Source organism: Actinomadura sp. 7K534, from assembly GCF_004348575.1.
Classification (GTDB): domain Bacteria; phylum Actinomycetota; class Actinomycetes; order Streptosporangiales; family Streptosporangiaceae; genus Spirillospora; species Spirillospora livida.
This window is the reverse complement of the sequence record NZ_SMKB01000034.1, coordinates 1-13,842: the sequence shown is the minus strand read 5'-3', so window position 1 is coordinate 13,842 and position 13,842 is coordinate 1. Positions and strand designations below refer to the sequence as shown.

Below are 13,842 nucleotides of genomic sequence, written 5' to 3'. Positions count from 1 at the left end.
CAATGACTGCTCAGGTAGAGACGGCGACCGCGACCGGGCGCGTCGCCCGTGTCATCGGCCCGGTCGTCGACGTGGAGTTCCCCGCCGACGCCATCCCGGAGATCTACAACGCCCTCAATGCGGAGATCTCGCTCGGCGGCGAGGAGAAGACCCTGACGTTCGAGGTCGCCCAGCACCTCGGCGACAACATGGTCAGGGCGATCTCCATGCAGCCGACGGACGGCCTGGTCCGGGGCGCGCCGGTACTCGACTCCGGGAAGTCGATCTCGGTGCCGGTGGGCGACATCACCAAGGGCCACGTGTGGAACGCCCTCGGTGACGCGCTGGACGTCCCGACCGCGTCCCTGGAGATCAACGAGCGCTGGGGCATCCACCGCAGCGCGCCGGCGTTCGACCAGCTCGAGTCGAAGACGGAGATGCTGGAGACCGGCATCAAGGTCATCGACCTGCTGTGCCCGTACGTCAAGGGCGGCAAGATCGGCCTGTTCGGCGGCGCGGGCGTCGGCAAGACGGTGCTCATCCAGGAGATGATCCGCCGCGTCGCCCGCAACTTCGGCGGCACCTCGGTGTTCGCCGGCGTCGGCGAGCGCACCCGCGAGGGCAACGACCTCTGGGTGGAGATGGCCGAGGCGGACGTCCTCAAGGACACCGCGATGGTGTTCGGCCAGATGGACGAGCCGCCGGGCACCCGGCTGCGCGTGGCGCTGTCCGCGCTGACGATGGCGGAGTACTTCCGCGACGTGCAGAACCAGGACGTGCTGCTGTTCATCGACAACATCTTCCGGTTCACGCAGGCCGGTTCGGAGGTCTCCACGCTGCTCGGGCGCATGCCGTCCGCGGTGGGGTACCAGCCGACGCTGGCCGACGAGATGGGCGTGCTGCAGGAGCGGATCACCTCGACGCGCGGTAACTCGATCACCTCGATGCAGGCGATCTACGTGCCCGCCGACGACATCACCGACCCGGCGCCGCACACCACGTTCGCGCACCTGGACGCCACCACGACCCTGTCCCGCGGCATCTCCGAGAAGGGCATCTTCCCGGCGGTCGACCCGCTCGACTCCACCTCGCGGATCATGGACCCGCAGATCCTGGGGAACGAGCACTACGAGGTCGCGCAGGAAGTGATCCGGATCCTGCAGAAGTACAAGGAGCTGCAGGACATCATCGCGATCCTCGGTATCGACGAGCTGTCCGAGGAGGACAAGGTCACCGTCCAGCGGGCGCGGCGCATCGAGCGCTTCCTGTCGCACCCGATGTACGTGGCCGAGCAGTTCACCGGGCAGCCCGGTGAGACGGTGCCGAAGGACGAGACGATCGCCTCGTTCAAGGCGCTCTCCGAGGGCAAGTACGACCACCTGCCCGAGCAGGCGTTCTTCATGTGCGGCGGCATCGAGGACGTCGAGAAGAAGGCCCGGGAGCTGGAGAAGTAGTCCGCCCCGGCGGGACCGCCCCGGACGCGCCGTCCGGGGCGGTCCCGCCGATACCGCTCCAGTGAGTCGGAGGAGACAGACGTGGCAAACCTGAGAGTCGGGCTGGTGTCGCCGGAGCGCGAGATCTGGTCCGGCGAGGCCAAGATGGTGGTCGCGCAGACCATCGAGGGCTCGCTCGGCATCCTGCCGGGCCACGCCCCGGTGCTGGGCGTCCTCCTCGACGGCAGTGTGGTGAAGGTCGAGCCGGCCGACGGCGGCGAGCCGATCGTCGCGATGGTCGGCAGCGGCTTCTTCTCGGTCGCGGCCGACGAGGTGTCGGTGCTGGCCGAGCAGGCGGAGCTCGGCCACGAGGTCGACGTCCAGGACGCGCGGCAGGCGCTGGAGGACGCGCTCGCCGCCGAGAGCGAGGACGCGACCACGGAACGGCGGGCCCGGGCGCGGCTGCGCGCGGCAGGCATCGAGGCTTAACGCCGGACGACGACGGCTCCGGACGGGCGGCGGGGGACTTGGACGGGCATCTGGCACTGGATGCGGGCGGCGTTCTCGTCGCGCTCATCCTGGTGGCGGCGCTGCTGTTCTTCTCCATGGCGGTGCGCCGCCGGCTGTTCGCGCGGGGCGGCGGCGCCGTGGAGTGCAGCCTCCGGGTGCTGGACCCGGAGGGCGGAGCCCCGGGAGTGTGGCGCCTCGGCATCGGCCGCTACAGGGGAGACGCCCTGCACTGGCACCGCGTGTTCGAGTTCCGCAGCAGGCCCCGGCAGGTGATCCACCGCCGGGGCCTCGTCGTATCCAACCGGCGCGTCCCGGACCCGGAGGAGGCCGAGGGGCTGCTGCCGGACGTGAGCATCATCGAGGTCAGGGACGGCGACCTGACCGTGGAGCTGGCGATGGGCGCGGCGGCCCTGACCGGTTTCCTCTCCTGGCTGGAGGCGGCCCCGCCGGGCACCCCCGTGGAACTGCACCCCCCCGACGAAGCCTGCTGAGCGCGCCCAGAGATTCGGCGTTGGGAGAACCGGCCCGGGGGAACGGTCCCGGGTGAACCTGCATGGGCGGGTAAGGCGCCGGTATGGAATCGGCGTGCGCGCGGCGCCGCCGCTTGAGGCGGCCGGGACGCGTGACCATCATCGCTGCTGGTCCGCTCCGTCTCCGTTCGCAGGAGTGCACGTGCGCAAGAAGAAGCTGCTCACCGGTGCCGCCGTGGCGCTGCCCGCCGCGTTCCTCCCCGTGGCCGTGATCCCGTCGGTGCTGCCGCCCGCGGACGCGGCGCCGGCCCGCCCCACCCTCGCCCGGCTCGTCACGCTGAAGGACGTCCAGGCCCATCTGAAGGCGTTCGAGGAGATCGCCGACTACAACGGCGGCCACCGCGCCGCGGGCGGCGCCGGCTACGACGTCTCGGTGCGGTACGTCGTCGGGCGGCTGCGGAAGGCCGGGTTCCGGCCGAAGATCCAGAAGTTCCGGTACCCGTACTGGCGGGAGCGGTCGGGGCCGGTGCTGGCGCGGACGAAGCCGTCCAAGAAGTCCTACAAGCGCGGCGAGGACTTCGCCACCTACGCCTACTCCGGCTCGGGCGACGTGACCGCGCGCGTGGTCGCGGTGGACGTCCCGGCGAAGGGCGAGGACGGGACGAGCGGCTGCGACCGGCGCGACTTCAGGGGCTTCCGGAAGGGTTCGATCGCGCTGATGCAGCGGGGGAGCTGCACGTTCGAGAAGAAGGCCGCCCGGGCCCGCGCCGCCGGGGCCGCCGCCGCCGTGATCTACAACGTGCCGGGGGAGGACGGGCCGGTGAACGGGACGGTCCGCAAGCCGTCCAGGATCCCGGTCGTCGGCCCGACCCACGAGCTCGGCGCGGCACTGGCCAGGGCCGCGAGGAGGAAGGGCGGCCTGACGCTGCGCGTGAAGACCGACACCGTCCACGGGAAGCGGTCGGCGTCCAACGTCATCGCCGACACCGAGCGGGGCCGGGGCGACAACGTGGTGCTGCTCGGCGCGCACCTCGACAGCGTCAAGGACGGCCCCGGGATCAACGACAACGCGACCGGCTCCGCCGCGCTCCTCGCGATCGCCGGGAAGATCGGGAAGCTCCGCAGGGGCGACCTGCGCAACCGGGTGCGGTTCGCCTGGTGGGGCGCGGAGGAGGAGGGCCTGCGCGGCTCGACGCACTACGTGGAGTCCCTGGACCGCCGCGACCGCGACGCCATCGCCCTCAACCTGAACTTCGACATGCTCGGGTCGCGCAACGGCACCCGCGGCGTGTACGACGGCGACCACTCCACCCGCGCCGGGACGCGGGCGCCCGCCGGTTCGGGCGCGATCGAGAAGATGTTCCGGGACTACTTCAAGGGCCGCAGGCTGCCGACGACCGAGAGCTCCCTCAACGGGCGCTCCGACTACGGCCCGTTCGCCGAGCACGGCATCCCGGTCGGCGGCATGGACACCGGCGCCGACGGCGTGAAGACCGCCGCGGAGGCCAAGGCGTTCGGCGGCAGGGCGGGCAAGGCGTACGACCCGTGCTACCACTCCGCGTGCGACCGGCTGAGGAACGTGCACCTGAGGTTCCTCGACACGAACGTCGACGGCATCGCGCACGTCACCCAGCACCTGGCGCGCACCACGGTGGCGGTCAACGGCGGGGCGCGCGTGCAGGTGGCGCTGGACCCGTCCTACCGGCCGCTCTGGCAGGGCCCCTACCAGCTTCGGTGATCGGCCGAGTCGACGAGGATGCTGCCGTTGCGGGTGTCCAGCTTGACGCTGCGCGCGGACGCCGAGTCCTGGTGCACGGACGGGTCGATCGTCCTGGAGCCGTTGGCCGTGGACATGGCGATGGCGTAGCCCTCGCCGCCCGGGAGCCAGACGCGGATGGAGCCGTTGGCGCTGCTGGCCCGGACGTGCGCGGGAGCGGAGGCGAACCCGAGCCGGACGCCGCCGTCGAGCGTCTTGGCGGTGACGCGTTCGGCGGTCAGCCCCGCGACGTCGATGGAGCCGTTCGCGGTGTCCAGGTCGGCGGTCTTGACGTCGCCGCTGAGCTTGATGCGGCCGTCGCGCGAGCGGGCCGTCAGCCGGTCGGCGGTGAGTCCCGTCGCGACGACCGAGCCGTTGCTGCTGTCCAGGTCGGCGGTGGTGGCGCGCCCGGAGACGCGCAGCGACCCGTCCCTGGAACTGATGGACGCCGAGGTCGCCCGCAGGTCGGTCACCTCGATCGATCCGTTGTGGGAGTGCAGCTTCACCGCCCCGGCGAGGCCGGACGCGGTGATCGACCCGTCCCGGCTGTCGATCTCCACGGGCACGTCGCGGGGGACTTGGACGCGGTAGGAGACCCCGCATCGGCTGAAGCCCACCGTCGCCTTGGCGCACTTGGCCGACAGCGTGAGCGTGTCGTCCTCGGTGAGCCGCTTGGCGACCGGCTTGTTCTTCTCGTTGGACCAGCGCAGCCGCTCGCTGACCTTGATCGTGGGGGTGTCGGTGGCCGTCACCTGCACCCGGCTCCCGTCCCCGGTGATCTTCAATGCGGTGATGCCGGCGGGCGCCGTGTAGGAGCGGGTCTCCTCGCCGCTGCCGAAGCTCACGTTGCCGCAGCCGGTCAGCGCGGCCGCCGCGACCGCCAGCACCGCCGTCGCCGTCAGGGTCTTCACGTGGTCACTCCCGTTGTCGCCTTGCGCCCGTACGGAACCAGCCTGCTCTTCACGGGACGCCGTCACCAGGAGGGGAGCCGGTCATCGTGCGGTGGGGCTAACCCCACCCCGGGCGGGGGAGCGGACCGGGTCAGCGTTCTCCGCCGGGCTTCCAGAGGACGTCGCCGTGCTCGGCGTTGGCGACGCGGCAGAGGATGAACAGGAGGTCGGACAGCCGGTTGAGGTAGGTGGCGGCCAGCGGGTTGACGCCGCCCTCGGCCGCCTCCGGGTCGCCGTCCGCGGCGGAGCCGTGCGCCTCGACGGCCGCCCAGGCGGAGCGTTCGGCGCGCCGCGTGACCGTCCGCGCGACGTGCAGCAGCGCCGCGCCCGGGGTCCCGCCCGGGAGGATGAAGCTGCGGAGCGGTTCGAGCGTCTCGTTGTGCTCGTCGCAGGCCGCCTCAAGGCGTTCGATGTAAGGCGGTTCGACGCGCAGCGGGGGGTACTGCGGGTCCGGCACGACCGGCGCGCACAGGTCGGCGCCCACGTCGAACAGGTCGTTCTGGACGCGGGTCAGCAGCGCGACCACGTTCTCCGGCAGGTCGCCGAGCGCGATGGCGGTGCCGATCGCGGCGTTGGCCTCCTCGACGTCGGCGTAGGCGGCGAGGCGCGGGTCCGTCTTCCGGGTGCGGGACGCGTCGCCGAGCGCGGTGGTGCCGTCGTCCCCGGTCCGGGTGTAGATCCGCGACAGGACGACGGGGTTATCCCTGTTCTTCGCCATAGCCGCACCCTAGCGCCGCAGGGCATCGAAGCACGTTCGGTAGGGTTTCGGAAAGACTCCCGGAGGCCGCCGTGTACGACTACATCATCGTGGGAGCGGGCAGCGCGGGGTGCGTTCTCGCCGCCCGGCTGACCGAGGATCCGTCGGTCGCGGTCCTGCTGCTGGAGGCCGGCCCGCCCGACGACGCGCCCGAGATCCACATTCCGGCCGCCGTGGCGGGCATGATCAAAGGCCCGTTCGACTGGGACTACGCCACCGTCCCGCAGGAGAACGCCGCCGGACGCAGCGTGTACTGGCCGCGGGGGCGCACGCTCGGCGGCAGCTCGTCCACCAACGCGATGATCTACGTGCGCGGCTCCCGGTACGACTACGACACCTGGCGCGACGTCCACGGCTGCGAGGGCTGGGGCTACGAGGACCTGCTGCCCTACTTCCGCCGCGCCGAGGACCAGCAGCGCGGCGACGTCCCGTACCACGGCGTCGGCGGGCCGCTGCGCGTGGAGGACCTGCGCTACAAGCACCCGCTGACCCGCGCCTGGGTGCAGTCGGCCAAGGCGTACGGGCTGGCCGCGAACCCCGACTTCAACGGCGCGCGGCAGGACGGCGTGGGCTTCTACCAGGTCACGCACAAGCGCGGCCGCCGCTGGTCCACCGCCGCCGGGTACCTGCACCCGATCGAGTACCGCCCGAACCTCACCGTCGTCACCGACGCGCTCGCGACCCGGGTGGTGATCGAGGACGGCCGCGCCACCGGCGTCCGGTACGAGGCGCGCGGTGAGACCATGCTGGCCCGCGCCGGGGCGGAGGTCATCGTGTCCGGCGGCGCGGTGAACAGCCCGCAGCTGCTCATGCTCTCCGGCGTCGGGCCCGCCGACCACCTGCGCTCGGTGGGGATCGACGTCCTGGCCGACTCCCCGGTCGGGCAGCGGCTCCAGGACCACCCGTTCGTGAACGTCATGTTCGCCACGCCCCGCAGCAAGAGCCTGTGGGAGCTGGCGAACGCGCGCTCCCTGGCCCTCTACCAGGCGCTCGGGCGGGGACCCTACGCGTCCAACATCGCCGAGGCGGGCGGGTTCGTCCGGACGGTCGAGGGGCTGCCCGCCCCCGACCTGCAGTACCACGTCCTGCCCACGCCGTTCGTCGAGCAGGGGCTCGTGGAGGTGGCCGAGCGGCTGCTGTCGGTCATGGTCACCGCGATCTCCGTCGCCAGCCGCGGCTCGCTCACCCTCCGCTCCGCCAGCCCCTACGCCAAGCCCCTGATCGACCCCGCCTACCTCGCGGACAAGGCCGATCTGGACGTGCTGGTCGCCGGGGTCCGCCAGGCGCGGGAGATCGCGGCGTCCGGGCCGCTGGCGTCGCTGGTCGGGGGCGAGTGGGCGCCCGGCGAGCAGATCGAGTCGGACGAGGCCGTCCGGGACTACGTGCGCCGCCAGGTCGCGACCCTGTTCCACCCCGTCGGCACCTGCGCGATGGGCGGCGGCGACTCCGTCTGCGACCCCGAGCTGCGCGTCCGCGGCGTCGACGGCCTGCGGGTGGTGGACGCGTCGGTGATGCCGGCCGTCCCGCGCGGCAACACCAACGCGCCGACGATCGCGATCGCCGAGCGCGCCGCCGACCTGATCCGCGGCCGTACGCCGCTCAAGCCGGCCAACGCCTCGCGCTAGGGCCCCTCCGCCGTATTTTCCTTTTGTCTGGTTTTGTCGGGATTGTCGTGCGGTGATGCTGGTGGTGACCGCGCCGGGATGGACCCGGCGGGACCGAAGACAGCACGGGCGCGCGAGGCAGGGGTGTGCCGCGGCCCGGCGGGGGAGGCCCAGATGGAGGCCACGGTTCTGGAATCCATGCGGACGACGCTGCGCGGCCCGGTCCTCGGACCGCAGGACTCGGACTACGAACGGGCCCGCGCGATCTACAACGCGATGATCGGCACCTGTCCCGCCGCCATCGTCCGGTGCGCCGACGCCGCGGACGTGGCGGAGGCCATCGGCATGATCCGCGACATCGGCGCCGAACCGGCCGTCCGGGGCGGCGGGCACAGCGGCGCCGGCCTGTGCCTGGTGGAGGGCGGCGTGACCATCGACCTGTCGCCCATGCGGTGGGTGCGGGTCGACCCGGAGGCGCGCACGGCCGAGGTCGGCGGAGGCAGCCTGCTGGGCGACCTGGACCACGCCACCCACGGCTTCGGGCTGGCCACGCCCACCGGGATCAACTCGACCACCGGGGTCGGCGGGCTCACGCTCGGCGGCGGCCACGGGCACCTCACCCGCAAGTACGGCCTCACGGTGGACAACCTGATCGCCGCCGACGTTGTTCTGGCGGATGGGTCGCTGGTCACTGCGTCCGAGACGCGCGACCCTGATCTGTTCTGGGCGCTGCGCGGCGGAGGCGGGAACTTCGGCGTCGTCACCTCGTTCACCTACCGGCTCCACCCGGTGGACACGGTCGGGGTGGGCATCACCGCGTGGCCGATCGACGCGGTCCCTGAGGTTCTGAGGTGGTACCGGGAGTTCCTGCCTCAGGCGCCCGAGGACCTGAGCGGCTTCTTCGCCGTCCTCACCGTCCCGCCCGGGCCGCCGTTCCCCGAGGAGCTTCACGGCAAGAAGATGTGCGCCGTCGTGTGGTGCTACACGGGCGATCCGAACGGACTGGAGGACGCTATTGCGTCGGTGAACGATGCCGGGCGTCCTGCGTTCCAGTTCACGGCGCCCATGCCTTACCCCATGCTCCAGAGCATGTTCGACGAGCTTCTCCCGCCCGGGCTGCAGTGGTACTGGCGGGGAGACTTCTTCGACCGCATTGGTGACGACGCCATCGATCTGCACCTCGAGCACGGTTCGGAGCTGCCGACCCCGCTGTCCACCATGCACCTCTATCCGATCGACGGCGCGGTGCACCGGATGGGCGCCGACGACACCGCCTGGAGCTACCGGGACGCTCTATGGTCGGCCGTCTACGTCGGCATCGACCCTGATCCGGCGAACGCCGCGCTCATCCGGCAGTGGTGCGTGGACTACTGGGAGGCGCTGCACCCGCACTCGATGGGGGGTTCCTACGTGAACTTCATCGGGGCGGACGAAAGGGAGGACCGGGTTCGGGCCACGTACGGGGACCACTACGACGAACTCGCGCGGATCAAGGCCGAGTACGACCCGGGCAACTTCTTCCAGGCCAACCAGAACATTCGTCCGGCTGCGCACGTCTGACGCCCGGCCGCACACGTTCGACGCCCGGCCGCGCCGGAAGGGGGGCTGGCCTGCGGCGCTGTAAACGAGAGCGCCCCCGTCCGGAAGGACGGGGGCGCGGCGTGCGTACAGGCGGGGGGCGTCACCGCTTGCTCGCCTTGGCGACGCGGACGCGGTGCGCCTTCTTGGCTTCCTCCCGCAGCGCCCGCACGCGGTCCTTGATGATCACATTGCTGAATTCCGGACGGTTCATGTCCGTCTCCCTGTTCCCGCCGGACCCGTCTTGGCCCGACATGTACAAGGCTCGTCCTAAGACCCCACCCCCCACATCGGTACGACGCCTTATCCGGGCCCCTAGGACGCCTTAGATTCGTGCCCACCCCCACGAAGGAGCCTCAGATGGACGCCCAGGCGGGCACGCAGGAACTGGCCGAGCGGTTCGTCGCGTCCGGGCAGGAGGTCGGGCTCCAAGTCGCCGCCTACCTGAACGGCGAGCCCGTGGTGAACGTGTGCGTGGGTAAGGCCGATGCGACTACGGGCCGCCCGGTCGACGAGCGAACGCTCTTTCCCAGTGGCCCGGGGCCGATTTCGACGGTCGTCCATGTGCTTGCGGAGCGTGGACTGCTCGACTACGGCACCCCGGTCGCCGCCTACTGGCCGGAGTTCGGCGCCCACGGCAAGACCGACGTCACGCTTGCACACGTCCTCACCCATTCCGCCGGGGTACCGCAGACCCCGGCCGGCATCACACTCGACGACCTCGCCGACTGGGATGGGCTGTGCGCGCGGATCGCGGACCTGCGGCCGCTCTGGCGGGCGGGCGCCACGAGCGGGCACCACGGGCTGACCTACGGTTTCATCCTCGGCGAGGTCGCCCGCCGGGTCACCGGGCGGCCCGTCTCGGCGGTGCTGCGGGACGAGGTCGCCGCTCCGCTCGGCGTCCCCGACGACCTGTTCTTCGGCGTCCCGGCCGGACACCTGTACCGAGTTGCGCGGCTGGAGGACGGGGACCGATCGGACAGCCTGCTGGACTTCCCGGACGGTTCGCTGTACCACGAGGTAGTTCCGCCATGGATGCAGGTGGGTGCCGCATTGACGAACCGGCCCGAGAGTCAGGTGCTGGACCTTCCGTCCGGCGGTGCGGCGACGGCCGATGCCCTCGCTCGCATGTACGCCGCGCTCATCGGTGAGGTGGACGGCATTCGCCTCATCGGCCCGATCAGGACCGGTCGGCTCTCGGCGGTGGTCACGATGAAGGAAGACCGGGTGACCGGGCTGCCGTCGCCCAGAGGATTGGGGTACTTCGTCGGCACTGTGGACATGGGCGACGGGAGCGCCTTCGGCTGGCCGTCCGGTACCGGCGGCCTGGCATTCGCCGACCCCCGGCGAGGGTTCTCCTTCGCGTATCTGCCCAGCCTTCTGACCGCCGGGTTGGCGGACCGCGCCTACCAATTCGCCGACGGTATTCGGCTGGCACTGGGGCTGGAGACGGCGATGATCCAGGCCGTACGGAGGAGGAGGGCGGAGCGCGCGGTCCGTCGTGTTCGTGCTCGTGTGGCTCGGCGCAGGGCGACCGAAGTCAGGCGTCGTCTGTAGGACGTCGTCTACCGGGGGGACGGAAAGGAGGTGGACAGGTGGGGGCTTGGTCTGTCACCATCCTGGCCATGATCTACGAAAGGGGCGCCGCCGCCCTCGTCCGGTGAGCGTCTTCGCGCAGCGGGAAGCTGCCGAGATCCGCGCGGAATGGCTTGGTCATCTGCTTTCCAGCCTGCCCGCTGACCGTGCGGCCGCCGAGGCCGCCATCTCTGAGCTGTACCGGCTGATCGGGGCCGATCCTCCACGTTTCCACTGGGTCGCCTCACCTGTGGCTGCCCTGGAGACCGTTCCGCCTGGACTGCGGTTGCGGGCGTCCGAGTCTGTGGACCGTATCGCCGACTGGCCGCTGGTGCTGCGGTTCCGCAGGCTGATCAGTGAACTGACCGCGCAGCTCGATGTCTCCGTTATGCGCCATCAGCGTGCATTGGACAAGTTGTTGGGGCAGGTCGTGCGAGCGCCGCTCATGGCGTCCCGCCGCAGCACGCTCGCCATGGCGCTCTGGTCGGTTCGGGATGTGGGCTGGCGGAGCGACTCCTGGTACGCGGCTCTCTGTGCGTCCTGGTCCGCCCACTACGACGCGATTCGCCGGACGTCCGGTGTCGTCTTCACGCCTGAGCAGAATTGTCTGCTCGACCTTTGGGGGGCGGCGGTCCGGTCGTGTGGCTGGTGGTGGCCGCGCGAAGACGTCTGCGTCGTATCCGAGCGGCCCGTCGAGATCCATACCGAGGTCTGGGGCGACGAAGGGCAGGTGCGGCTGCATCGCCCGGACGGCCCGGCCCTCCGGTTCGCCGACGGCTGGGACGTCCATGCCTGGCACGGCACGAAAGTGCCGTCCTGGGTGATCGACGACGAACCCGACGTCGAACGGATCGCGCGGGAGACCAACATCGAGGTCCGCCGGTGCGCGATCGAGAAGATCGGCTGGGGCGACTACATCGACCGGGCCGGGCTGCGGCTGGTGGCCGCCGCGCCGGACCCCGGCAACCCCGGCTCCGAACTGCGGCTCTACGACCTTCGGGAGCAGACCCGGGTGCTGCTCGCGGTCAACGGCTCCGTCGAACGCGACGGGCACCGCCGCCGGTACGGGCTGACCGTGCCGGGCGGGATCGACGACCCGGTCGCCGCCGCCGGATGGACGTACGGGCTGTCCGGTGATCAGTACTCACGACTCGTCCGCCGAACCTGAGGTGACTTCGATGACTGTAACTCTCGCGTCTCTTTCCCAACAGACTGGGCTCGCCGTGCTCGACCATCTTGAGCAATCGGTGAGCATCCCCGTTATCGACGGGATCCAAGCTCAGGGCGACCTGATCGTCATTCCGTTCTCTGAGGTCTCGGTGTCCGTGTCGTTCTGGCCGAATGCCACCTGGAGGGAAGTGCCGGCCGAAGGGGTTGAACTGCTCCGGGGTGCGGCGGGCGGTAATCCGCATACGCTCGTCGCCGATCCTGGCGCTTGTCGCTGGACTACGCATTTGTCGGACGCCGGTGGCCTTGCTATTGGTGTCTTCGAGGCGTCTGCTCCTGTCTATCTGCTGCATCCTGAGCATGGTGCCTCTGGGTGTACGCCGGGGCGCTATGTCGTCCGGCGGCAGCGCGAATACGCGGCGGGGGGATGGGGGTCATTGGGGTCGCGCCTGGTCGCTGACTGAGGCATGTGGCCCTGCTCGGTGTGCCTTCCGGTCTGGTGCCTGGCTGGCTGCGCGGGCGTCATTCTTTGGTGGGTGTATCCGATACGTGGGCGGTTGTTGCGTAAGCCGTGGGTGGGCGCTGCTTTCGGAGGCAGCGCCTTCCTCGGTGCTTCGATTGGTGATCTCTTTTGCTGGTGGGGTTCCGCTGCTGGCTGGTCGCTGCGTTCCTGTCTTGGTCGGTGCGTGGCTGAGATCTGCTTTCTATCGGTTTTGTGTGGTGGCCGTGGTGGGCGGCTGAGGTGCCTTCCGTGGGTGGGTGCGCTTGTTCCGGTGTGTCGCCGGTTGCTGTCACTTTGGTTGCGGTGGTGGTTTGGGTGTGGTGTTCATCTGCGGAGTTCGTGCGGGGGGCTGGTTGGGCCGCGCTTCGCGCGGAAGGCCCTCGGCGAGGGGGTGGGTTTTTGTTTTCGGGGCGTTGGTGTTTGGTGAAGGGTTGGAAAAAGGTGGTGACAGTAATGTGGCGTGTCTGAATTGTCTGCCGGTATTGGTGGAGCAATCGTTTATGATGGGGGGACGGAATTCGGGTTGGGGGTGAATGTTCGTGACGGTGCTCGCACCGGTTGGCGTGGTCGCCAATGACCGGCGTGAATGGGAAGATCGCGAGTGGTTCCCGCCTGGTCCGCAACTGGCTATCTGCCTGTCCGGTGAGAAGAACCGGCTGGACGATCTGGCCGATGAAGAACTGCTCCAGGTCGCGGCGGCGGCCCGGCGGCAGACCTCGTGGGCGCAGGCGCGGGAGCTGGCCGCGATCGCCGAACTCACCCGCCGCCACACCGCCGACGAGGACTCCGACGACACTGACCACCGGATCCTGTCCGGCCGGGAGTCGGTCACCGAAGAGGTCGCCGCCGCACTGACCGTTACGAGCAACACCGCCGCCAACCTGGTCCACCTCGCCGAGCGGCTGACCGGCCCCCTGGCCGAGACGGGAGAGGCGCTCGGCGCCGGACGACTCGACATGGCCAAGGCCCGCGTCATCTGCGATGTCACCGACCGGCTTCCCGAAGAGGTGGCCGGACGGGTGGAGCGTGCGGCGCTGGAGACTGCGTCCGGGCAGACCACGGGACAACTGCGCCGCCGCATCAGGAGAATCGCGCAGCGCCTCGCACCCGAAGCAGTCGAAGAGCGCAGGCGGGAGGCGGCCCGGCTACGGCGGCTGGAGCTGTGGGACACCCCGTCCGGTACCAGCGATCTGGTCCTGTGCGACCTGGCCGCCGAGGATGCCCACGCCATCTTCAACAAGATTACCGCCGCCGCGCACGGCATCAAGGCCGATGGCGACGCCCGGCCACTGAGCGCGATCCGCGCCGACCTCGCCGCACAACTGCTGCACGGCGCTGAACTGCCCGAGGCGATCCGCGCCCTGCTGACGGAGACGCGCGACGACAATGCGAGCGGTGGTTCTGTCGGCGATGGTGATGTCGCGCCGTCCGCCCCCGCCGTCGCTCACTCCGGAACCTGTCAAACCGGATGAGACGTCAGGCCACGTGGGTGGTTTGTGGCTTGTTGTCGGTCTGGGGTTGGGGTGGCGGGTTGATCCAGACCTTGTCCGGTAGCGGGGGC

At 70.4% G+C, this 13,842-nt stretch carries 12 protein-coding genes; 10 read left to right on the top strand and 2 right to left on the bottom strand.

Translation table 11 applies throughout. The annotated features are described in order from the left end of the window. Nucleotides 1-2: 2 nt before the first annotated feature. The 4 genes from atpD (at nt 3) to E1266_RS10070 (ending at nt 4,130) form a co-directional block, all read left to right on the top strand. On the top strand, nt 3-1,433 hold the full coding sequence (atpD, locus tag E1266_RS10085) for a F0F1 ATP synthase subunit beta (protein ID WP_132046049.1): 1,431 nt from the start codon (nt 3-5) through the stop codon (nt 1,431-1,433). Between the two features lie 81 nt (nt 1,434-1,514). Beyond that, nucleotides 1,515-1,901 carry a F0F1 ATP synthase subunit epsilon gene (locus tag E1266_RS10080; protein ID WP_132046048.1) on the top strand — a complete coding sequence of 129 codons (387 nt, stop codon included), beginning with the start codon at nt 1,515-1,517 and terminating at the stop codon, nt 1,899-1,901. Between the two features lie 38 nt (nt 1,902-1,939). Beyond that, nucleotides 1,940-2,413, top strand: coding sequence for a DUF2550 domain-containing protein (locus E1266_RS10075; RefSeq protein ID WP_132046047.1), 474 nt, complete (start codon nt 1,940-1,942; stop codon nt 2,411-2,413). 181 nt (nt 2,414-2,594) lie between these two features. Continuing rightward, on the top strand, nt 2,595-4,130 hold the full coding sequence (locus E1266_RS10070) for a M28 family peptidase (RefSeq protein ID WP_132046046.1): 1,536 nt from the start codon (nt 2,595-2,597) through the stop codon (nt 4,128-4,130). On the opposite strand, the gene E1266_RS10065 is transcribed toward E1266_RS10070, so the two are convergent. Beyond that, on the bottom strand, nt 4,115-5,059 hold the full coding sequence (locus E1266_RS10065) for a DUF4097 family beta strand repeat-containing protein (RefSeq protein ID WP_165966014.1): 945 nt from the start codon (nt 5,057-5,059) through the stop codon (nt 4,115-4,117). The two genes, E1266_RS10070 and E1266_RS10065, sit on opposite strands and share 16 nt — an antisense overlap. Nucleotides 5,060-5,189: 130 nt before the next feature. After that, on the bottom strand, nt 5,190-5,816 hold the full coding sequence (locus tag E1266_RS10060) for a cob(I)yrinic acid a,c-diamide adenosyltransferase (RefSeq protein WP_132046044.1): 627 nt from the start codon (nt 5,814-5,816) through the stop codon (nt 5,190-5,192). A gap of 71 nt (nt 5,817-5,887) precedes the next feature. Between E1266_RS10060 and E1266_RS10055 the strand changes: the two genes are divergently transcribed. The 6 genes from E1266_RS10055 to E1266_RS10030 all read left to right on the top strand — a co-directional run bounded on the left by E1266_RS10055 (nt 5,888) and on the right by E1266_RS10030 (nt 13,753). After that, nucleotides 5,888-7,480, top strand: a complete 1,593-nt coding sequence (locus E1266_RS10055) for a GMC family oxidoreductase N-terminal domain-containing protein (protein WP_132046043.1) — start codon at nt 5,888-5,890, stop codon at nt 7,478-7,480. 153 nt (nt 7,481-7,633) lie between these two features. Beyond that, nucleotides 7,634-9,019: an FAD-binding oxidoreductase gene (locus E1266_RS10050; protein WP_132046042.1), complete on the top strand. Its 1,386-nt coding sequence runs from the start codon at nt 7,634-7,636 to the stop codon at nt 9,017-9,019. 378 nt (nt 9,020-9,397) lie between these two features. After that, nucleotides 9,398-10,594 (top strand): serine hydrolase domain-containing protein, encoded by a 1,197-nt coding sequence (locus tag E1266_RS10045; protein WP_132046041.1) that lies wholly within the window; start codon nt 9,398-9,400, stop codon nt 10,592-10,594. 103 nt (nt 10,595-10,697) lie between these two features. After that, nucleotides 10,698-11,780 (top strand): DUF6745 domain-containing protein, encoded by a 1,083-nt coding sequence (locus tag E1266_RS10040; RefSeq protein ID WP_132046040.1) that lies wholly within the window; start codon nt 10,698-10,700, stop codon nt 11,778-11,780. Nucleotides 11,781-11,790: 10 nt separating this feature from the next. Next, nucleotides 11,791-12,243 carry a hypothetical protein gene (locus tag E1266_RS10035; RefSeq protein WP_132046039.1) on the top strand — a complete coding sequence of 151 codons (453 nt, stop codon included), beginning with the start codon at nt 11,791-11,793 and terminating at the stop codon, nt 12,241-12,243. A gap of 577 nt (nt 12,244-12,820) precedes the next feature. Next, nucleotides 12,821-13,753: a DUF222 domain-containing protein gene (locus E1266_RS10030; RefSeq protein ID WP_165966013.1), complete on the top strand. Its 933-nt coding sequence runs from the start codon at nt 12,821-12,823 to the stop codon at nt 13,751-13,753. The last annotated feature ends 89 nt before the right edge of the window (nt 13,754-13,842 follow it).

Coding starts and splice junctions, on each gene's coding strand:
- atpD (WP_132046049.1), top strand. CDS start 3: ATGACTGCTCAGGTAGAGACGGCGACCGCGACCGGGCGCGTCGCCCGT.
- E1266_RS10060 (WP_132046044.1), bottom strand. CDS start 5,816: ATGGCGAAGAACAGGGATAACCCCGTCGTCCTGTCGCGGATCTACACC.
- E1266_RS10050 (WP_132046042.1), top strand. CDS start 7,634: ATGGAGGCCACGGTTCTGGAATCCATGCGGACGACGCTGCGCGGCCCG.
- E1266_RS10045 (WP_132046041.1), top strand. CDS start 9,398: ATGGACGCCCAGGCGGGCACGCAGGAACTGGCCGAGCGGTTCGTCGCG.
- E1266_RS10035 (WP_132046039.1), top strand. CDS start 11,791: ATGACTGTAACTCTCGCGTCTCTTTCCCAACAGACTGGGCTCGCCGTG.